The sequence below is a fragment of the Streptomyces galbus genome (assembly GCF_005280195.1).
GTDB classification, from domain to species: Bacteria; Actinomycetota; Actinomycetes; order Streptomycetales; family Streptomycetaceae; genus Streptomyces; species Streptomyces galbus.
Window position 1 is genome coordinate 41,601 of the sequence record NZ_SZPR01000027.1, and the last position, 19,304, is coordinate 60,904.

Consider the following 19,304-nt stretch of genomic DNA (forward strand, 5'->3'; position numbering starts at 1 on the left):
CCCGTACGGGGGGTGAGTTCGACCAGCGGGCTCACCCTCCTGTACAGTCCTTCTCGCAGCGCAACGCACGAACAGCGCAGCGAAACCAGGTCCTGTGGAGCAGTTTGGAGTGCTCGCCACCCTGTCAAGGTGGAGGCCGCGGGTTCAAATCCCGTCAGGACCGCAGCAGTGAAGGCCCGGACCACCACGGTCCGGGCCTTTCGCGTGTCCCGGCGCCACCTCGCCACCCTGCGGGGCGGAGGCCGCGCCCGCGGCGGTAGCCGCCGTGGACGCAGCACATCTGTCAGGACCGCAGTGTGAAAGAGAGCCCGGATCTTCGGATCCGGGCTCTTTGCGTTGCCCGTCGCCCTCTTGACGGTCCGTCGTTCGCTCGGTACCCCGGAAGCAGGGGAGGTGGCGCGCATGGCGGCATCGGGTAGGCACGAGACGCGGGCGTTGCTCCGGGCGCACCTGTCGGCCGCGTCCTCCTACGGGCACGCGACCCGGCACTGTCCCGTCTGCCTCCGTCTGCTGCGGCTGGCCCTGGAGGGCGCCCCAGCGGCCGTACAGGCGCCCGGGGAGCCGGCCGAGGAGGAGACGCCCTCGCCCGCCTGATCCGGGACGGCGTCAACTCCCGTGCGGCCGTGGGGGACTGGGGCAGGTATTCCCCTTAACCCACCCGAACCAGCGGCAACAAGGCCCCTGGCATGTGACGGGAGTCACCGCATGAATTTCCGGAGCGGTGGTTCTTACCCCGCTCCTACAACGGGTCGATTTAATATGTGCAATTGCACTCTCCCCGGAGGCGGCGCACAGCCGACCCGACAGGGCTCCCCAGAGTCCCACAAGGGCACTCACAGATCCCCCGCCCCTCCGGTTCGGCGCACAAAAAAGATCGCGCTGGACCCGGCGGAGTCCAGCGCGATCTACGACGCACCCTGTCTTGCGTGCCTCACCGATGTGTTCGGCGTGGGCGAGGGGCCTGTTGGGGCAGGCACCCGCGTCGCTCGGAGCCAGGGTTCGGGCGCGACGGCCGATTGGGGGACCAGCCGTTCTGCCCGGTATTCAGTTGTTCAGGCCTCGCTGCGCTGCTGCGGGATGCCCGCCAGCAGAGCGCGGACCTCAGCCTCGCGGTAACGGCGGTGTCCGCCGAGCGTACGGATCGACGTGAGCTTGCCGGCCTTCGCCCACCGCGTGACCGTCTTCGGGTCGACGCGGAACATCGTGGCGACCTCAGCCGGGGTCAGCAGCGGCTCGGCATCAGGGGTGCGAGCGGTCATGAGCGGCCTCCTCGGGAGAACCGAACCTTCTCGGTTCTTTCCTCTAAATTCTGCACCTTGACCCGCGTTGCCCGAAATGGCGGACGCGAGTCGAGTCGGTTATAGGACGAACGGCTTGTCCTCGGCACTACAACTACACCATCTGTCCAGCCGCGTCGGCCAAACCGATGGAATTGCCCCCCCAGGCGTTCATCACCGACGGAAGCCGATGGACCATGCCATAGCGGACAGTCACGCCACTGTGACGATCAGTCACAGGGCGATCAGGAGGCACCAGACCCCCCAAAGCGTGCAATGCTGAGACAGAGCCCTCCCCGGACTCCTTGTCCTATTTTGGCATGAGGAGTGGCAAGGGACGCAAGGGCCTTGTACGTGCGTTCTGTCACCCTTGACGCTTACGTCCGGATCGGGACCTACGTCCCGTCAACTTCCGGAAGTGCGATGACCGTACGCGCTGGAGGACCGTTCAAGCCGTGACGCAGGTCACCTGAACCCGGGTCAGTTCGCGGACCGCCGCTCCCGCACCGCCCGCCAGCGCTCCACCAGCCGCGCGTACGCCTCCCCGGCCCGCTCCCCGTCGCCCCGGCGCAGCGCCTCGATGCCCTCGGCGACGTCGGCGGCCGAGTGGTCGGCCTCCAGGTGGCGTGCGGGGAGCGTGTGCACCAGGCCGCCGTAGTCGAGTTCGACCACCGAGCGCGGGTGGAACTCCTCCAGCCAGCGCCCCACGTCCAGCAGGCCGTCGACGAGCGGCCCCTCGTCCATCGTGTCCCGCAGGGTGCGCAGCCCCCGGGCCACCCGGCGGCGCGCCTGCACCATCGGGGTGCGGTAGCGCAGCAGCGGGGGCACGTCCGCCGTCCCCCGGTCGTAGCGCCGCTCCTCGTCGGAGACGAGCACGAACCAGTTGATCGGCACCTGCCAAGTCGCCGTACGGATCCACGGCCGGGCGTCCGGGTTGCGGGCCAGCCAGCGCTCGTAGTCCTGCGCGGCCTGCCGGCGCACCACCGGCGGCAGGACGGCGTCCCGGACCGTCGGCGGCAGTTCCTCGTCCAGGTCGTCCAGCGCCTGCCAGCCGCGCAGCCGGGTGCGCCACGGGCACACGCACAGCACGCCGTCGGCCTCCATCACGAACGCGTCGCCGCTCTCGTGCACCGGCACCGCCACCGGCGGGGTGGGCACCAGGTCGGCCAGCGAGCGGCGCAGCTCGTCCTGGTACGAGGGCCGGTCCGGGCGCCGGGCGTAGCGCTCCCAGTGGGCGCGCTCGGGCTCGGGGAAGGCGGCCAGCGGCTCGTACACGCGCAGGTACGCGGCGTACGGGACGATCACCGAGGACACCTTGGGCACGCCTGCTCCCTCCCCCTCCGGCCGACCGGGAAACCTGGCGGACCCGCCCTCGGACGGGCCGCAAAACCATGCGAATCGTCGCACGGCCGTACCACCCGGGGACGTGATCCACGGCACTGCGCGTCCGCCGGCCCCTCCAGGCTCTACGCTCGTCCCACAGGCCCCGGCGCCCTGCCGCACGCGCCACAAGCGCGCGGGGAGGGTCCGCGCGGAGCCCCGACCCCAACCGTCGCTAGTTACCCAGGAGTCACCACCGTGACCGACGTATCCGACGGCGTCCTGCACACCCTGTTCCACTCGGACCAGGGCGGTCATGAGCAAGTCGTGCTCTGCCAGGACCGCGCCAGCGGCCTCAAGGCCGTCATCGCCCTCCACTCCACCGCGCTGGGCCCCGCCCTGGGCGGGACGCGCTTCTACCCGTACGCCACCGAGGAGGAGGCCGTCGCCGACGCCCTCAACCTCGCGCGCGGGATGTCGTACAAGAACGCCATGGCCGGACTGGACCACGGCGGCGGCAAGGCCGTGATCATCGGTGACCCCGAGCGGGACAAGACGGAGGAGCTGCTGCTCGCCTACGGGCGGTTCGTGGCCTCCCTCGGCGGCCGCTACGTGACCGCCTGCGACGTCGGCACCTACGTCGCCGACATGGACGTCGTGGCGCGCGAGTGCCGGTGGACGACGGGCCGCTCCCCCGAGAACGGCGGCGCCGGCGACTCCTCGGTGCTCACCGCGTTCGGCGTCTACCAGGGCATGCGGGCCTCCGCACAGCACCTGTGGGGCGACCCCACGCTGCGCGGCCGGCGGGTCGGCATCGCGGGCGTGGGCAAGGTCGGTCACCACCTGGTGGAGCACCTGCGGGCCGAGGGCGCCGAGGTCCTGATCACCGACGTGCGCGAGGAGGCCGTGGGCCGCATCCTCGCCGCGCACCCCGAGGGCGTCACGGCCGTCGCCGACACCGCGACCCTGATCCGCGCCGAGGGCCTGGACTTCTACGCCCCGTGCGCGCTCGGCGGTGCCCTGAACGACGACACCGTGCCGGCGCTGACCGCCAAGGCGGTGTGCGGCGCCGCGAACAACCAGCTCGCCCACCCGGGCGTGGAGAAGGACCTCGCCGACCGCGGGATCCTCTACGCGCCGGACTACGTGGTGAACGCCGGCGGTGTCATCCAGGTCGCCGACGAGCTGCACAGCTTCGACTTCGAGCGGTGCAAGGCCAAGGCGGCGAAGATCTTCGACACCACGCTGGCGATCTTCGCACGTGCGAAGGAGGACGGCATTCCGCCGGCCGCGGCGGCCGACCGGATCGCCGAGCAGCGCATCCACGAGGCCGCCCAGCGGCGCGGATGGTGAGGGTCCTGTAACTATTCGGGCACGTCTTCAGGGGCCCCGGACGGGACTTCGGGCGGTACCGCCGGGCGGGATGTTGGAGAGAACTCTCACTCTTCCCGGCGGGTCGCCCGCCGATAAGTGGTTAAAATCGCCACTGACCAGCGAGGACGGGGCACCTCGAGGGTCCTGCGCACACGCCCTTCCTACGGGCGACGTACCGTATGGGTGCGGGCTCAGGTACCGTGGAAGCCCTACAGACGGTCCCTCCGCGGAGAGACCGTTCTAGATCATGAACGCGTGTCAAGACTCTGGGGCCGTCGAGCCCCGTCGTTGAGGGGGTCGAGCCATGGGGCGCGGCCGGGCCAAGGCCAAGCAAGCGAAGGTCGCCCGCCAGCTGAAGTACAACAGCGGCGGGACGGACCTCTCACGCCTGGCCGAAGAGCTGGGCGCATCGACGTCGAACACGTCGCCGAACGGCGACCGGTTCGAGGACGATGAGCACGACGACGACCTGTACGCCCGGTACGCCGAGCTGTACGAGGACGGCGAGGACGACGACGAGGACTCCTCCCAGCACCGTCGCGGCGCGTAGTGCCGACAACGGCCTAGCCGTTGCGTCACCCGGTCCGGAGCCGAGGGCCCCGGGCCGGGTTTCGTGCTGCCCCGGGGGGCCTACGCGTAGTCGCCGACCAGTTCCGCGCCGGTCGTCCTCTCGCCCCGCTCGGTGATCTCGCCGGCCACCCACGCCTCGACCCCGCGGTCGGCCAGCGTGGCCAGGGCCACGTCCGTCGACTCCTCGGGCACGATCGCGATCATGCCGACGCCCATGTTGAGCGTCTTCTCCAGCTCCAGCCGCTCGACCCGGCCCGTCCGGCCGACCAGGTCGAAGACCGGCGCCGGTGTCCACGTGGAGCGGTCGACCACCGCGTGCAGCCCGTCCGGGATCACCCGGGCCAGGTTCGCCGCGAGACCGCCGCCCGTGACGTGGCTGTAGGCGTGCACGTCCGCGGTGCGGGTCAGCGCCAGGCAGTCCAGCGAGTAGATCCTGGTCGGCTCCAGCAGCTCCTCGCCGAGGGTGCGGCCGAGCTCGTCGATCCGCGCGTCCAGGGACAGGCCGCCCTCGTTCAGCAGCACGTGCCGCACCAGGGAGTACCCGTTCGAGTGAAGCCCGGAGGACGCCATGGCGATCACCGTGTCGCCCGTACGGATGCGATCCGCGCCGAGCAGCCGGTCGGCCTCCACGACGCCCGTACCGGCCCCGGCGACGTCGAAGTCGTCCTCGCCCAGCAGACCGGGGTGCTCGGCCGTCTCACCGCCGACCAGGGCGCACCCGGCCAGCACGCAGCCCTCGGCGATGCCCTTGACGATGGCGGCCACCCGCTCGGGGTGGACCTTGCCGACGCAGATGTAGTCGGTCATGAACAGCGGCTCGGCGCCGCACACCACGATGTCGTCCATGACCATGGCGACCAGGTCGTGGCCGATGGTGTCGTAGACGCCGAGCTGCCGGGCGATGTCCACCTTGGTGCCCACGCCGTCGGTGGCGGAGGCCAGCAGGGGGCGCTCGTAGTGCTTGAGGGCGGAGGCGTCGAAGAGGCCGGCGAACCCGCCGAGGCCGCCGAGGACCTCGGGGCGCTGGGTCTTCTTCACCCACTCCTTCATCAGTTCCACGGCGCGGTCGCCCGCTTCGATGTCGACGCCCGCCGCTGCGTAGCTGGCACCAGTTGTCTCAGACATGACTGTGAGAGCTTTCGTGTCGTACTGCAGGGTGTTACGGGCGGCGGATCGCGTCGGCCGCGGCCGTGGCCGCGGGGCCGGCCGCCAGCTCGGTCTCCAGGAGCTGCTTGCCGAGCAGCTCGGGGTCCGGGAGCTCCATCGGGTACTCGCCGTCGAAGCAGGCGCGGCAGAGGTTCGGCTTGGCGATGGTGGTCGCCTCGATCATGCCGTCGATGGAGATGTACGCCAGCGAGTCGGCGCCCAGCGAGGTGCCGATCTCCTCGATCGTCATGCCGTTGGCGATGAGCTCGGCGCGGGTGGCGAAGTCGATGCCGAAGAAGCAGGGCCACTTCACGGGCGGCGAGGAGATCCGGATGTGGACCTCGGCGGCGCCCGCCTCGCGGAGCATGCGCACCAGGGCCCGCTGGGTGTTGCCGCGCACGATCGAGTCGTCCACGACCACCAGGCGCTTGCCCTTGATGACTTCCTTCAGCGGGTTCAGCTTCAGACGGATGCCGAGCTGGCGGATCGTCTGGGAGGGCTGGATGAAGGTGCGGCCGACGTAGGCGTTCTTCACCAGGCCCGCGCCGAAGGGGATGCCGGAGGCCTCCGCGTAGCCGATGGCGGCCGGGGTGCCGGATTCCGGGGTCGCTATGACCAGGTCGGCCTCGACCGGGGCCTCGGCGGCCAGCTTGCGGCCCATCTCCACGCGGGAGAGGTACACGTTGCGGCCGGCGATGTCGGTGTCCGGGCGGGCCAGGTACACGTACTCGAAGACACAGCCCTTGGGCTTCGCGTCCGCGAACCGGGAGGTGCGCAGGCCGTTCTCGTCGATGGCGACGAACTCGCCCGGCTCGATCTCCCGGACGTAGGAGGCGCCGCAGATGTCCAGGGCGGCGGACTCGGAGGCCACCACCCAGCCGCGCTCCAGCCGGCCGAGGACCAGCGGGCGGATGCCCTGCGGGTCGCGGGCGGCGTACAGGGTGTGCTCGTCCATGAAGACGAGGGAGAACGCGCCCCGGACCTTCGGCAGGACCGTGTGGGCGGCCTCCTCGATGGTCAGCGGCTTGCCGTCCTCGTCCGTCTGGGCCGCGAGGAGCGCGGTGAGCAGATCGGTGTCGTTGGTGGCCGCCACCCGGGTGGAGCGGCCGTTGGTGTCCTTCGGCAGGTCCGCGACCATCTCGGCGAGCTGCGCCGTGTTGACGAGGTTGCCGTTGTGGCCGAGCGCGATCGAACCGTGCGCGGTGGCGCGGAACGTCGGCTGGGCGTTCTCCCACACGGAGGCACCGGTGGTCGAGTAGCGGGCGTGACCGACCGCGATGTGACCCTGGAGCGAACCGAGCGAGGTCTCGTCGAAGACCTGGGAGACGAGGCCCATGTCCTTGAAGACGAGGATCTGGGAGCCGTTGCTGACCGCGATTCCCGCGGATTCCTGGCCCCGATGCTGGAGGGCGTAGAGCCCGAAGTACGTGAGCTTGGCGACCTCTTCGCCGGGAGCCCAGACACCGAAGACGCCGCAGGCGTCCTGGGGGCCCTTCTCACCGGGGAGCAGATCGTGATTGAGGAGACCGTCACCACGTGGCACGTTGTCGAGTGTAGGCGAGGTCCCGCGCTGGGCCGAATCGGTGATGACCGGCAGCAAAGGATCTTCGCGGGGTTTCCCCAGGTCACCGCGGTGGTGTCGGTGCCGGGGGCCCGTTCCGGCCCGTTTCGCGAGTGAGGCGTCGCACACCGCACGGCCTGCGGGGCTCAGGACAGCAGCGGCAGCAGCGCGCTGAGGTCGGCCCGCTCGCCGCTCGCCGCGACCTTGGCCTCGGACACGGCGTCCGCCCAGGTCAGACGGCCGGTGGCGAGGCGGATCCAGGTCAGCGGATCGGTCTCGACGACGTTCGGCGGGGTGCCCCGGGTGTGCCGGGGACCCGCCACGCACTGCACCACGGCGTACGGCGGCACGCGCACCTCCGTCGCCCCGCCGGGCGCCTTCGCGGCGAGCGCGTCCGCCAGCAGCCGGGTGCAGGCGGCCAGCGCCTGGCGGTCGTGGGGCACGTCCAGACCCGGGACGGCGGCGTTCAGGTCGTCGGTGTGCACGACCAGCTCGACGGTGCGGGTGACGAGGTAGTCGTCCAGCGCCATCGCGCCGGTGCGGGCCGCCAGCAGCCGGGTGCCCGGGGTGTCCGCGAGCGTGGTGCGGAAGCGGTCCTCGGTACGGGCGTAGAGGGCGTCGAGGTCGGGGTTCTCCGCGGCGAGGCGCCGGGTGCCGTCGGAGATGTCGGCGGCGCGGCCGGCGGTGGCGGAGGGCCACTGCACGAGGGTCAGCTCGGCCCTGGCCGGCTCCGCCCGCTCGGCATTGCGGCTGACGGTCTCCACGGCCATCGTCACGTGCGCCGCGAGGTCCCGCACGGTCCAGTCCCCGAGCCGGGTGGGCAGCGCCAGTTGCTCGGGCGTGAGCCCCCGGACGGCCTGCCGCAGGTGCCCGAACTGCGCGAGCACGGCGGCACGGGTCTTGGCGGGGTCGTAGGCGCGGGGGCGCTTCTTGGCGGGGGGCATGGGGTGAGCTTAGGACGCGCCCGCGGAGCCGCCGGGCCGTCCCCGGTCACCGGGGCGGGCGGCACGCGCGGGGGCCCCGCCCGTGGATCACGGACGGGGCCCCTCGCCGGCTACGGAACGCCGGTCACGCCAGCAGCGACGGGATCGTGCTCTCGTGGGCCTCGCGGAGTTCGTCCAGGGTGAGGGTGAACTCGCCCTGGATCTCCACCGTGTCGCCGTCGACCACGCCGATGCGGGTGGCCGGGAGGCCGCGGGCGCCGCACATGTCGTTGAAGCGGACCTCCTCCGAGCGCGGGACCGCGACGATCGCGCGGCCGGCCGACTCCGAGAAGAGGAAGGTGAACGCGTCCAGACCGTCCGGGACGATCAGGCGCGCGCCCTTGCCGCCCAGCAGCGCCGACTCCACGACCGCCTGCACCAGGCCGCCGTCGGACAGGTCGTGCGCCGAGTCGATCATGCCGTCGCGGGAGGCGGAGATCAGGATCTCCGCCAGCAGGCGCTCGCGCTCCAGGTCGACCCGCGGAGGCAGACCGCCGAGGTGGTCGTGGACCACCTGGGACCAGGCCGAGCCGCCGAACTCCTCTCGGGTGTCCCCGAGGAGGTAGATGAGCTGGCCCTCCTCCTGGAAGGCGACCGGGGTGCGGCGGGCCACGTCGTCGATCACGCCGAGCACGGCGACGACCGGGGTCGGGTGGATGGCCGCCTCGCCCGTCTGGTTGTAGAGCGAGACGTTGCCGCCGGTCACCGGGGTGCCGAGCTGCAGGCAGCCGTCCGCCAGACCGCGCACGGCCTCCGCGAACTGCCACATGACGGCCGGGTCCTCGGGCGAGCCGAAGTTCAGGCAGTCGGACACCGCGAGGGGCTTGGCACCGGTCGTGGCGACGTTGCGGTAGGCCTCGGCCAGCGCCAACTGGGCGCCCGTGTACGGGTCCAGCTTGGCGTAGCGGCCGTTGCCGTCGGTGGCGATGGCGACGCCCAGGCCGGACTCCTCGTCGACGCGGATCATGCCGGAGTCCTCCGGCTGCGCCAGCACCGTGTTGCCCTGCACGAAGTGGTCGTACTGCGAGGTGATCCACTTCTTCGACGCCTGGTTCGGCGACGCCACCAGCTTCAGGACCTGGTCCTTCAGCTCCTCGGACGTGGCCGGGCGGGGCAGCTTGCCGGCGTCGTCGGCCTGGAGGGCGTCCTGCCAGTCCGGGCGGGCGTAGGGACGCTCGTAGACCGGGCCGTCGTGCGCGACCGTGCGCGGGTCGACATCGACGATCTTCCCGCCGTGCCAGAAGATCTCCAGACGGTCACCGTCGGTGACCTCACCGATCACGGTGGCGATGACGTCCCACTTGTCGCAGATCTCCAGGAACCGCTCGACCTTGTCGGGCTCCACGACCGCGCACATGCGTTCCTGCGACTCGCTCATGAGGATCTCCTCGGGCGAGAGCGTGGAGTCGCGCAGCGGTACGTCGTCCAGGGTCACGCGCATGCCGCCGGAGCCGTTGGACGCCAACTCGCTGGTGGCGCAGGACAGTCCGGCCGCGCCGAGGTCCTGGATGCCGACCACGAGCTTCTCGGCGAACGCCTCCAGGGTGCACTCGATGAGCAGCTTCTCCTGGAACGGGTCGCCGACCTGGACCGCCGGCCGCTTGGAGGGCTTGGCGTCGTCGAAGGTCTCGGAGGCCAGGATCGACGCACCGCCGATGCCGTCGCCGCCGGTGCGGGCGCCGTACAGGATGACCTTGTTGCCCGCGCCGGACGCCTTGGCGAGGTGGATGTCCTCGTGCCGCATCACGCCGATGGCACCGGCGTTGACCAGCGGGTTGCCCTGGTAGCAGGCGTCGAAGACGACCTCGCCGCCGATGTTGGGCAGGCCCAGGCAGTTGCCGTAGCCGCCGATGCCGGCGACCACGCCGGGCAGGACGCGCTTGGTGTCGGGGTGGTCGGCCGCGCCGAAGCGCAGCGGGTCCACGACCGCGACCGGGCGGGCGCCCATCGCGATGATGTCGCGCACGATGCCGCCGACACCCGTGGCCGCGCCCTGGTAGGGCTCCACGTACGACGGGTGGTTGTGCGACTCGACCTTGAAGGTGACGGCGTAGCCCTGGCCGACGTCGACGACGCCGGCGTTCTCGCCGATGCCCACGAGCAGCGCGTCGCTCTGCGGCGCCTTCTCGCCGAACTGGCGGAGGTGGACCTTGGAGGACTTGTACGAGCAGTGCTCGGACCACATCACCGAGTACATGGCGAGTTCGGCGCCGGTCGGGCGGCGGCCGAGGATCTCCACCACCCGCTCGTACTCGTCCTTCTTCAGGCCGAGTTCGGCCCAGGGCAGCTCGACGTCGGGGGTCGCGGCCGCGTGCTCGACCGTGTCCAGAGGCGTCCTGCTCATGCGGTGACCAGCTTCTTGAGGATCGAGGTGAAGAAGGGCAGGCCGTCGGTACGGCCCGTACCGATCAGCGACTCGACGGCGTGCTCGGGGTGCGGCATCAGGCCGACGACGTTCCCGGCCTCGTTGGTGATGCCGGCGATGTCCCGCAGCGAGCCGTTCGGGTTGTAGTGCTCATCAGCGACTCCGTCGCGGGCGACGTAGCGGAAGGCCACTCGGCCCTCGGCCTCCAGCTGGTCCAGCGTGTAGTCGTCGGCGACGTACCGGCCGTCCATGTTCTTCAGCGGGATGTGGATCTCCTGGCCGGCGCTGTAGTCCGTGGTCCAGGCGGTCTCCGCGTTCTCCACCCGCAGCTTCTGGTCGCGGCAGATGAAGTGGAGGTGGTCGTTGCCGAGCATCGCGCCCGGGAGGAGGTGGGCCTCGGTGAGGATCTGGAAGCCGTTGCAGATGCCGAGCACCGGCAGGCCGGCCTTCGCCTGGTCGATCAGGGGTTCCATCACCGGCGAGAAGCGGGCGATGGCGCCGGCCCGCAGGTAGTCGCCGTAGGAGAAACCGCCGCACAGGACGACGGCGTCGACCTGCTTGAGGTCCTTGTCCTTGTGCCAGAGGGCGACGGGCTCGGCCCCGGCGATACGGATCGCACGCTGCGTGTCCCGGTCGTCCAGACTGCCCGGGAAAGTGACGACGCCAATACGAGCGGTCACTTCGCCGCCTCCGCGACTTCCGCGGCCTCTTCCACCTTGACGGTGAAGTCCTCGATCACGGTGTTGGCGAGGAAGGATTCCGCAAGATCGTGGATGCGGGCGAGCGCGGCCTCGTCGACCGGCCCGTCAACTTCCAGTTCGAAACGCTTTCCCTGACGTACGTCCGAGATCCCCTCGAAACCCAGGCGCGGCAGCGCACGCTGGACCGCCTGGCCCTGGGGGTCGAGGATCTCCGGCTTGAGCATGACGTCGACTACGACGCGTGCCACTGGCACTCCCGGTGTGTGGTGCTGAGCAGGTTCCTTCAGACTACCCGCACAAAATTTCTACGCGGGTAGAGTTGTAGGAAGCTACGTGAGGGGCGTCACGACGCCCCCGGGTCCAGGTGTGCCGGGGAAAAGTTACGGGAAAGATCCCCGATCGCCTCGCGACAGGTATTGCGCTCGGACACGCCAAGAGATTTAGTCGGGCTTCACAATGCATTGCCGGGCACTGTACAAATGAATTGGCAATAGCCGATACTCGGCACGTCATCGCCGGATGAGCTGTATCGACGTGCCGTACGAAGGGACCGATATTCGTGGCGCAGAAGGTCGTGGTCACTCTCTTTGACGACATCGACGGCTCGGAAGCGGCGGAAACGATCGCCTTCGGACTCGACGGCAAGTCGTACGAGATCGACCTGAATGAAGCCAATGCCGGGAAGCTGCGCAAGGCGCTCGCCCCCTACGTGGAGGCCGGCCGCAAGCGGGCCAGGTCCGGCAAGGCGTACCAGCAGACGGAGGTCGCCCCCGACCCCGCAGCCGTCCGGGCCTGGGCGCAGGCCAACAAGATGGACGTCCCGGCCCGCGGCCGGATCCCCAAGAAGGTGTACGAGGCCTTCGCCGCGGCCCAGTAGGGGCGCGGGGCACACCCGTTCGGGAACGGCGGCCGCGCCGCCCACCGGACGGTGCCGCGCGCCGCCCCGGGACCCGCCCGACGGGCCCCGGGGGCAACCGACTTGCGCTACCCCCCACACGATCGGCTAATGTCTGGAGCACGCCGCCGGGCAGGGCCGAAAAGCCCAGCTCACACAGGCCGCGCGGGTGTAGTTCAGTAGCAGAACATCCCCCTTCCAGGGGGAAGGCGCAGTGTGCAATTCCTGTCACCCGCTCCGCACCGCCGTCCGGACCACTGCCGTGGATCGGGTAGGCTGGTGCCGCACCGATCGGTGAGAGCCGGTCGGGGGCAATGCGGACGTAGCTCAGTTGGTAGAGCGCAACCTTGCCAAGGTTGAGGTCGCGAGTTCGAGCCTCGTCGTCCGCTCGGGAACGAGACCCCGGTCCATCGGACCGGGGTCTTTTTCGTGCGCCCGCTTCCTGCGTCCGCCCGCCGTGTCTGACATTTGTCACGCGGACTCGTGACACCGCGCACTGCTCCCCTCCCGGAACCGCCCGGAGGCTGGTCCCATGAACACCGACGAACACGAACACGTGATTGAGGTCACCGGCCTCCGGCGTGTGTACGGGGGCGGGTTCGAGGCGGTCCGCGGCATCGACTTCCACGTCGGCCGGGGCGAGGTCTTCGCGCTGCTCGGCACCAACGGCGCGGGGAAGACCTCCACGGTCGAAGTGCTGGAGGGCCTCGCCCCGCCCAGCGGCGGCCGGGTCCGGGTCCTCGGCCACGACCCGCACGCCGAGCGGGCGCTGGTACGGCCGCGGACCGGGGTGATGCTTCAGGAGGGCGGCTTCCCCTCCGAACTGACCGTCGCCGAGACCGCGCGGATGTGGGCCGGCTGCGTCAGCGGCGCCCGGCCCGTGCCCGAGGCCCTCGGGCTGGTCGGCCTCGACGCCAAGGCCGGGGTGCGCGTGAAGCAGCTCTCCGGGGGTGAACGGCGCCGGCTCGACCTGGCGCTCGCCCTGCTCGGCGACCCCGAGGTGCTGTTCCTCGACGAGCCCACGACCGGGCTCGACGCCGAGGGCCGCCGGGCCACCTGGGACCTGGTCCGGGCCCTGCGCGACGCCGGTACGACCGTGCTGCTCACCACGCACTACCTGGAGGAGGCGGAGGGCCTGGCCGACCGGCTGGCCATCCTGCACCAGGGGCGCGTCGCGGCCGCCGGGACACCGGCCGAGGTCACCGCGGCCCAGCCGTCCCGTATCTCCTTCGAGCTGCCCGAGGGGTACTTCGTCGGCGACCTGCCCCCGCTCTCCGCACTCGGCGTGAGCGGACACGAGGTCCGCGGGCGGCTCGTACGGCTGCGCACCCATGAGCTGCAGCGGACGGCCACCGCGGTGCTGGTGTGGGCCGAACGGGCCAGGGTGGAGCTGCGCGCGCTGGACGTGCGGCCGGCCTCGCTGGAGGAGGCGTTCCTGGGGATCGCGCGGGAGGCGTCGGGGGCGGGGGGTTCCGGGGCGGCCGGCCTGGGATCGGAGTCGGCTCCGGGGTCGGGGTCGGAGAGGGCTGAGGAGCGGGTCGTATGAGCAACGGTGTGGATGTGGGTGTGGGGGCGCGAGGCGTGGGGCGCGGGCCGGTGGCCACGCCCGCGCGGCGGATGGCCGCCCTCGCGCGGGCCGAACTGACGTTGCTCGGGCGCAGCAGGAGCACGCTCCTCTCCGCCGTGCTCGTGCCGCTGGCGCTGCCGCTCGCGTTGCGCTCGGCCGTCTCGCAGATGGACCTCGACGACGTCGGACTCAGCGTCGGGCTGGTGATGCTGCCCGCCTCGATCGGCTTCTCGCTGCTGTTCGGGGTCTACGGCGCGCTGGTCGGCATCTGCACCGCACGGCGCGAGGAACTGGTGCTGAAGCGGCTGCGCACCGGGGAGCCGCGGGACGCCGAGATCCTCGCCGGGGCGTCGCTGCCGGTCGTGGTCACCGCTCTGGTGCAGTCGCTGGTGCTGGCGGCGGCCTGCACGGTCGTGCTGGACGTGCCCGCGCCGGAGGCACCGCACCTGGCCGTCCTCGGGCTGCTGCTGGGCCTGGTGCTGTGCGCGGCACTCGGGGCGGTGACCGCCGCGGTGACCCGGACCGTGGAGAGCGCGCAGGTCACGACGCTGCCGCTGGTGCTCCTGTCGATGACGCTGTCCGGGGTGACCGTCCCGCTGGAGCTGCTCCCCGACCGGCTCGCCTCGGTCTGCGCGCTGCTGCCGCTGTCCCCGGTGATCACCCTGGTCCGCGGCGGCTGGACCGGCGACCTGTCCGCGTACGAGGCGCTGGGGGCCGTCGCGACGGCGCTGGCCTGGATCGTCCTCGCGGTGTTTGCTGTACGGCGGTGGTTCCGCTGGGAGCCCCGGCGCTGACCACGGGGGAGGGCGAGGGACGTATGCGCGGGCCGCGGGGCTGGTGGCGGGGCAAGACCACGCCGCAGAAGGTGGAGACGTACACCCGGCTGTCGTTCCACACGTTCGGGGTGGTCGAGGTGCTGGCGGTCGGGCTGCCGCTGCTCGGCGAGCTGGGCCACGCGCTGGGCGGCTGGCTGCTGACGCTGGTCGCCGCGCACGCCGCGCTCTGCATGGTGACCGCGTCACGGGCGCTGGACTGGACCCGGGGCCGGCGTCCGCGGCCGGTGCGGCTGCTGTGGGTGATGGCCTGCGTCACCCTGGCCGTCGCCGTGATCGCCCTGGTCGTGTCCGAACGCGGGCCGGACCGGGAGAGCGCCGACACCGCCGCCGGCAGTGTCTTCGGCGTGGTGCTGGTCTTCGGCGCCGGGGTCGTCGCGCTGGGGATGCGCAACCGCCGCCGGGTGCTCGCGGTCGTGGGCGGCTTCGCGGCGGGCTCCGGCGCCGTGGCGCTCCCGCTGGGCATGTCGGCGCCGGCCGCGCTGGTGACCTCGCTGATCGTGCTGGTGGCCGCCGGGTTCCTCGCGTTCACGTCCGTGTTCTCGGTGTGGCTCCTCGACGCCGTCTACGCGCTCGACGAGGCCCGCGAGACCCGGGCGCGGCTGGCGGTCGCCGAGGAACGGCTGCGGTTCGGGCGGGACCTGCACGACGTGATGGGACGCAACCTCGCGGTGATCGCCCTGAAGAGCGAGCTGGCCGTCCAACTGGCCCGGCGGGGGCGGCCGGAGGCGGTGGAGCAGATGGTCGAGGTCCAGCGGATCGCGCGGGAGTCGCAGCGGGAGGTGCGGGACGTGGTGCGCGGGTACCGGGAGGCGGACCTCGCCGTCGAACTGACCGGCGCCCGCGGGGTGTTGGCGGCCGCCGGGATCGCCTGCGCGGTCGACGGCGACCCCGAGGGGCTGCCCGCCGAGGTGCAGTCGGCACTGGCGTGGGTGGTCCGGGAGGCGACCACGAACGTGCTGCGGCACGGTGACGCCGGGCGGTGCTCGGTCCGGCTGACGACGACACGGGAGCGCGTGGTGCTGGCGGTGGAGAACGACGGGGCCCGACCCGCCGCGGACGGGGGCGGCTCGGGGCTCGCCGGGCTGCGGGAGCGGCTGCGGGCGGTGGACGGGACGCTGGAGGCCGGGCCCGTGGGGGAGGGCGTGTTCCGCGTGGTGGCCGAGGTGCCGTTGGGGGCGCCGGGACCGCTTCCCGGCACCGCGTCGGGGGCGGGGCGCCCCGGGATGCCGGCGGAGGCCGAGGACGCCGGGGTGCGCCCGGGGCGTGATGCCTTCGTGCGGTTCGTGAAGGGGGAGGCGTCGTGACCGTGCGGGTGCTGCTCGCCGACGACGAGCACCTCATCCGGGGCGCGCTGGCCGCGCTGCTCGCGCTGGAGGACGACCTCGCCGTCGTCGCCGAGGCCGCCGACGGGCCCGAGGCGCTGGCGATGGCCCGCGCCCACGCACCGGACGTCGCCGTACTGGACCTGCAGATGCCCGGCGCCGACGGTGTGAAGGTCGCCACATCGCTGCGCACCGAACTGCCCGGCTGCCGGGTCCTGATCGTCACCAGCCACGGCCGCCCCGGCCACCTGAAGCGGGCGCTCGCGGCCGGAGTGCGGGGGTTCGTCCCGAAGACGGTGAGCGCCCGGCGGCTCGCGGAGATCATCCGCACGGTGCACGCCGGGAACCGTTACGTCGACCCCGAGTTGGCCGCCGATGCCATCGCCGCAGGCGACTCCCCGCTGACCTCGCGCGAGGCCGAGGTGCTCGAACTGGCCGCGGACGGCGCGCCCGTCACGGAGATCGCCGAGCGGGCGGCGCTGTCCCCGGGGACGGTGCGCAACTACCTCTCGTCGGCCGTCTCCAAGCTCGGGGCGGACAACCGTCACGCGGCGGTGCGTCTCGCCCGTGAGCGGGGTTGGGTATAGTTACCTCCGCGCCACGGCGCATGCGGACGTAGCTCAGTTGGTAGAGCGCAACCTTGCCAAGGTTGAGGTCGCGAGTTCGAGCCTCGTCGTCCGCTCGTCACCGAAGGCCCCGGTTCACCGAACCGGGGCCTTCGTCGTACGGCCGCGCGTCGCGCCGTGGTGCCGTCAGCTCCAGCTCGTGCCGGTCAGCCGCTCGTACGCCTCGACGTACTTGGCGCGGGTCGCGTCCACGACGTGCTGCGGCAGCGCGGGCGGCGGCTGCTCGCTCGCACGGTCCCAGCCGGACTCCGGCGAGGTCAGCCAGTCGCGCACGAACTGCTTGTCGAACGACGGCTGCGCGCGGCCCGGCTCCCACTGGTCGGCCGGCCAGAAGCGGGAGGAGTCGGGGGTGAGCACCTCGTCGGCGATGACCAGCGTGTCCCCGTCGAAGCCGAACTCGAACTTGGTGTCGGCCAGGATGATCCCCCGGTCCCGGGCGATGTCCCGGGCGCGGCCGTAGACGGCGAGGGTCGCCTGGCGGAGCTGGGCGGCGGTCTCGGCGCCGACCTGGCGGGCGACCTCCTCGTAGGAGACGTTCTCGTCGTGGTCGCCGACCGCGGCCTTGGTCGCCGGGGTGAAGATCGGGCCGGGCAGCTCGCTGCCGTCGACCAGGCCCTCGGGGAGCGCCAGACCGCAGACGGTGCGGCTCTCGTCGTACTCGGCGAGCCCCGAGCCGGTGAGGTAGCCGCGGGCCACGCACTCCACGGGGACCATCGTCAGGGACTTGCAGACCAGCGTGCGGCCGGCCCAGTCGGCGGGGGCGCCGGCCGGGACGTCGGTGCTGATCACGTGGTGCGGGACCAGGTCGGCTAGCCGGTCGAACCACCACAGGGAGAGCTGCGTGAGGATCCGGCCCTTGTCCGGGATCTCGGTGGGCAGCACCCAGTCGTACGCGGACGTACGGTCGCTGGCGACCATCACGAGGTCGCCCGCCTCGTTCTGGTACAGCTCGCGCACCTTGCCGGTGTGGAGGTGCACCAGGCCCGGAACCTCGATCGGCTCGGGCTTTTCTACGAATCCGGACACGGTTCCTCCCCGTGGTTCTGGCCAATGGCTCGATTGTCCCGTATCGGGGAGGGGCGGCGGACGGCGGGGCGAGCGAGGGGCCCGGTGCGGCCCGGCCCGCGGGTGCGGCCGGGCGCCGGGTCGGTCGGGTCAGTCGCGTTTGCAGATGCGGTCCAGGAGGTTGGCCGTGGCGCGCTGGATGCGGGTGTCGGTGTGGCCGGGGCGGTCCAGGGCCGGGGACCAGGCGAAGGTGCCGGACGCGAACACCAGGGCGCCGGAGGGGGCCCGGTACAGCGACGTCTCCTGGTGGCGCAGGACACCCTCGGTGTCGGTGTACGGGGAGTGCGCGAGCAGGATGCGCTCCTCGTGCTCCGGCAGCGGGGTGCGCGGGAAGTACCGGTCGGCCTCGCCCGCGACCAGGCCCGGGATCTCGTCGCCCTCGTGCGCACCGGTGGCCTCCCACAGCCAGTGGCCGGCGTTGCGGACGATCATCGGGTGCGGCTCGGGCACCCGGCCCGCGTACTGGATGCCGAGGAGCTGCTGCTCCGGGCGGTCCACCTCGCGCCACAGCACCGGCCTGCCGGGGCCCTTGCGCTTGCGGCAGGTCAGCAGCCGGCTCGGCACGCCGGACGGGGACGGCCCCAGCTCGACCTGCCAGTACAGGGTGTTGGCGGAGAGGAACACCAGCGAGGTGCCGCTGTCGCGGGCCCGCTCGACCGTGCGGCGCATCGGGACGGACCAGTACTCGTCGTGGCCGGGGAACACCAGGCCCCGGTAGCGGGTCGGGTCCACCAGGCCGGCGTGCAGGTCGCGGGCGTCGGCGTAGGCGAGGTCGTAGCCGTACCGTTCCGCCCAGCGGATCACGTCGTAGGCGTGGCCGACGTGCAGGGGCAGGCCGGCGCCCGCGTACGGGCGGTCGAAGGAGACCGTGGTCGCGGCGTCGGCCTCACCGAGGAGCCGGCCGTCCTCGTCCCAGGCGTGGTAGAGGCTGGCGCCCGTGCGGCCGTCCTCCGGGTAGAGGTTGTACGCCTGCCAGGTGATGTCCGGCAGCAGCAGGAGCAGGTCCGCGCGGCGGTCGTCGCGGACGGTGAACGGCACGTGCGAGCGGTAGCCGTCCGCGGTGGTGAGGACGGCGACGTACGCGCCGACGTTCCAGTACGACGGGATCTGCAGCCGCCACGACAGCCACCAGTGGTGGCAGGACACCGTCCGGTCGGCGGTGAGCGGCGGCGGCTGGACGATGCCGGACAGCCGGGGGCTGGTGGTGATCTTGGCCGCTCCGACGCCGTCGTAGTGGCCGATGCGGTAGACGTCGACGCTGAACTCCTGCGGCGGGTCGACCGTCACGTGGAAGTCCACGGCCTCGCCCGGGGCGACCGCGCCGGTGGAGGTGAAGCCCTTGATCTGGCGGTGCACGTCGTCGGCGGAGCGGGGGCCGGCCGTGCGGGGCGCCGGGATCCTCGGGACGCCGGCGGCCGGCAGGTGGGCCTGCCCGTCCACGTACCAGGGGACGACCTGGCCGGTGTCGTCGAAGTACGTCACGTTGCCGCGCAGCCAGGGGACGGGGCCCTGGCCGAAGGGGTCCGTCACGGCGTGGGCCAGCGCTCCCGACTCCCATCGGCGGATCTGCTCCGGTCCCATGTCCTTCCCCTCCCTCTTGCCCCCGGGTCGTGGACGCGTGCGGTCGCTCGGTCGTGCGGTCGCGCTGTTCGTGCGTGTCGCTGCGTGGTGCGGTCGCTGTGTCGTGCGGTCGCTG

General features: G+C 71.9%; 18 protein-coding genes and 4 tRNA genes. 12 read left to right on the forward strand and 10 right to left on the reverse strand.

All coding sequences use genetic code 11. The annotated features are described in order from the left end of the window. The first annotated feature begins 88 nt into the window (after positions 1 to 88). Positions 89 to 163: transfer RNA gene (locus E4U92_RS29615), tRNA-Asp, on the forward strand. 239 nt (positions 164 to 402) lie between these two features. Further along, positions 403 to 594, forward strand: a complete 192-nt coding sequence (locus tag E4U92_RS29620) for a DUF6274 family protein (RefSeq protein WP_137303514.1) — start codon at positions 403 to 405, stop codon at positions 592 to 594. Positions 595 to 1,052: 458 nt separating this feature from the next. On the opposite strand, the gene bldC is transcribed toward E4U92_RS29620, so the two are convergent. Continuing rightward, positions 1,053 to 1,259, reverse strand: a complete 207-nt coding sequence (bldC, locus tag E4U92_RS29625) for a developmental transcriptional regulator BldC (protein WP_003949541.1) — start codon at positions 1,257 to 1,259, stop codon at positions 1,053 to 1,055. Positions 1,260 to 1,757: 498 nt separating this feature from the next. Then, entirely contained in the window at positions 1,758 to 2,600 is an 843-nt protein-coding gene (locus E4U92_RS29630) for a DUF8083 family protein (protein ID WP_137303515.1), read from the reverse strand. A gap of 255 nt (positions 2,601 to 2,855) precedes the next feature. On the opposite strand from E4U92_RS29630, the gene E4U92_RS29635 reads away from it, so the two are divergent. Together E4U92_RS29635 and E4U92_RS29640 are read left to right on the forward strand one after the other, a co-directional pair. After that, complete coding sequence (locus E4U92_RS29635) at positions 2,856 to 3,950, forward strand: Leu/Phe/Val dehydrogenase (protein WP_137303516.1); 1,095 nt, start codon at positions 2,856 to 2,858, stop codon at positions 3,948 to 3,950. 325 nt (positions 3,951 to 4,275) lie between these two features. Next, positions 4,276 to 4,521 (forward strand): DUF3073 domain-containing protein, encoded by a 246-nt coding sequence (locus tag E4U92_RS29640; RefSeq protein ID WP_137303517.1) that lies wholly within the window; start codon positions 4,276 to 4,278, stop codon positions 4,519 to 4,521. Positions 4,522 to 4,601: 80 nt separating this feature from the next. Here the strand turns inward: E4U92_RS29640 and purM are convergent, their stop codons facing one another. The 6 genes from purM to purS all read right to left on the reverse strand — a co-directional run bounded on the left by purM (position 4,602) and on the right by purS (position 11,545). Next, on the reverse strand, positions 4,602 to 5,666 hold the full coding sequence (purM, locus tag E4U92_RS29645; protein ID WP_137303518.1) for a phosphoribosylformylglycinamidine cyclo-ligase: 1,065 nt from the start codon (positions 5,664 to 5,666) through the stop codon (positions 4,602 to 4,604). A 34-nt stretch (positions 5,667 to 5,700) separates the two neighbouring features. Next, a complete protein-coding gene (purF, locus tag E4U92_RS29650) occupies positions 5,701 to 7,230 on the reverse strand; it encodes an amidophosphoribosyltransferase (RefSeq protein ID WP_137303519.1) in 1,530 nt (509 codons plus the stop codon). A gap of 164 nt (positions 7,231 to 7,394) precedes the next feature. Then, positions 7,395 to 8,192 carry a maleylpyruvate isomerase family mycothiol-dependent enzyme gene (locus E4U92_RS29655; protein ID WP_137303520.1) on the reverse strand — a complete coding sequence of 266 codons (798 nt, stop codon included), beginning with the start codon at positions 8,190 to 8,192 and terminating at the stop codon, positions 7,395 to 7,397. Between the two features lie 124 nt (positions 8,193 to 8,316). Then, positions 8,317 to 10,575, reverse strand: coding sequence for a phosphoribosylformylglycinamidine synthase subunit PurL (purL, locus tag E4U92_RS29660; RefSeq protein ID WP_137303521.1), 2,259 nt, complete (start codon positions 10,573 to 10,575; stop codon positions 8,317 to 8,319). Continuing rightward, a complete protein-coding gene (purQ, locus tag E4U92_RS29665) occupies positions 10,572 to 11,276 on the reverse strand; it encodes a phosphoribosylformylglycinamidine synthase subunit PurQ (RefSeq protein ID WP_137303522.1) in 705 nt (234 codons plus the stop codon). The genes purL and purQ overlap by 4 nt, the downstream gene beginning before the upstream one ends. Beyond that, positions 11,273 to 11,545 (reverse strand): phosphoribosylformylglycinamidine synthase subunit PurS, encoded by a 273-nt coding sequence (gene purS / locus E4U92_RS29670; protein WP_067056252.1) that lies wholly within the window; start codon positions 11,543 to 11,545, stop codon positions 11,273 to 11,275. The genes purQ and purS overlap by 4 nt, the downstream gene beginning before the upstream one ends. Positions 11,546 to 11,856: 311 nt before the next feature. Here purS and E4U92_RS29675 point away from each other — a divergent pair, with 311 nt between their 5' ends. From E4U92_RS29675 to E4U92_RS29710, 8 genes are all read left to right on the forward strand, one after another. Then, entirely contained in the window at positions 11,857 to 12,174 is a 318-nt protein-coding gene (locus E4U92_RS29675) for a histone-like nucleoid-structuring protein Lsr2 (protein WP_137303523.1), read from the forward strand. A gap of 183 nt (positions 12,175 to 12,357) precedes the next feature. Continuing rightward, positions 12,358 to 12,429: transfer RNA gene (locus tag E4U92_RS29680), tRNA-Gly, on the forward strand. A 79-nt stretch (positions 12,430 to 12,508) separates the two neighbouring features. Next, positions 12,509 to 12,581, forward strand: a tRNA-Gly gene (locus E4U92_RS29685). A gap of 143 nt (positions 12,582 to 12,724) precedes the next feature. Next, a complete protein-coding gene (locus tag E4U92_RS29690; RefSeq protein WP_137303524.1) occupies positions 12,725 to 13,738 on the forward strand; it encodes an ABC transporter ATP-binding protein in 1,014 nt (337 codons plus the stop codon). Then, positions 13,735 to 14,553: an ABC transporter permease gene (locus E4U92_RS29695; RefSeq protein WP_137303525.1), complete on the forward strand. Its 819-nt coding sequence runs from the start codon at positions 13,735 to 13,737 to the stop codon at positions 14,551 to 14,553. Before E4U92_RS29690 ends, E4U92_RS29695 begins: the two co-directional genes overlap by 4 nt. A gap of 23 nt (positions 14,554 to 14,576) precedes the next feature. Further along, positions 14,577 to 15,899, forward strand: coding sequence for a sensor histidine kinase (locus tag E4U92_RS29700; protein WP_137303526.1), 1,323 nt, complete (start codon positions 14,577 to 14,579; stop codon positions 15,897 to 15,899). Further along, entirely contained in the window at positions 15,896 to 16,504 is a 609-nt protein-coding gene (locus E4U92_RS29705; RefSeq protein WP_137303527.1) for a response regulator transcription factor, read from the forward strand. The genes E4U92_RS29700 and E4U92_RS29705 overlap by 4 nt, the downstream gene beginning before the upstream one ends. Positions 16,505 to 16,526: 22 nt before the next feature. Further along, a tRNA-Gly gene (locus E4U92_RS29710) sits at positions 16,527 to 16,599 on the forward strand. A gap of 70 nt (positions 16,600 to 16,669) precedes the next feature. Here E4U92_RS29710 and E4U92_RS29715 read toward each other — a convergent pair. Then, positions 16,670 to 17,569 carry a phosphoribosylaminoimidazolesuccinocarboxamide synthase gene (locus tag E4U92_RS29715; protein WP_137303528.1) on the reverse strand — a complete coding sequence of 300 codons (900 nt, stop codon included), beginning with the start codon at positions 17,567 to 17,569 and terminating at the stop codon, positions 16,670 to 16,672. 129 nt (positions 17,570 to 17,698) lie between these two features. Next, positions 17,699 to 19,189, reverse strand: a complete 1,491-nt coding sequence (locus tag E4U92_RS29720) for a N,N-dimethylformamidase beta subunit family domain-containing protein (RefSeq protein WP_137303529.1) — start codon at positions 19,187 to 19,189, stop codon at positions 17,699 to 17,701. Between the last annotated feature and the right edge of the window lie 115 nt (positions 19,190 to 19,304).

Coding starts and splice junctions, on each gene's coding strand:
- E4U92_RS29620 (WP_137303514.1), top strand. CDS start 403: ATGGCGGCATCGGGTAGGCACGAGACGCGGGCGTTGCTCCGGGCGCAC.
- bldC (WP_003949541.1), bottom strand. CDS start 1,259: ATGACCGCTCGCACCCCTGATGCCGAGCCGCTGCTGACCCCGGCTGAG.
- E4U92_RS29640 (WP_137303517.1), top strand. CDS start 4,276: ATGGGGCGCGGCCGGGCCAAGGCCAAGCAAGCGAAGGTCGCCCGCCAG.
- purM (WP_137303518.1), bottom strand. CDS start 5,666: ATGTCTGAGACAACTGGTGCCAGCTACGCAGCGGCGGGCGTCGACATC.
- E4U92_RS29655 (WP_137303520.1), bottom strand. CDS start 8,192: ATGCCCCCCGCCAAGAAGCGCCCCCGCGCCTACGACCCCGCCAAGACC.
- purL (WP_137303521.1), bottom strand. CDS start 10,575: ATGAGCAGGACGCCTCTGGACACGGTCGAGCACGCGGCCGCGACCCCC.
- E4U92_RS29690 (WP_137303524.1), top strand. CDS start 12,725: ATGAACACCGACGAACACGAACACGTGATTGAGGTCACCGGCCTCCGG.
- E4U92_RS29695 (WP_137303525.1), top strand. CDS start 13,735: ATGAGCAACGGTGTGGATGTGGGTGTGGGGGCGCGAGGCGTGGGGCGC.
- E4U92_RS29700 (WP_137303526.1), top strand. CDS start 14,577: ATGCGCGGGCCGCGGGGCTGGTGGCGGGGCAAGACCACGCCGCAGAAG.
- E4U92_RS29720 (WP_137303529.1), bottom strand. CDS start 19,189: ATGGGACCGGAGCAGATCCGCCGATGGGAGTCGGGAGCGCTGGCCCAC.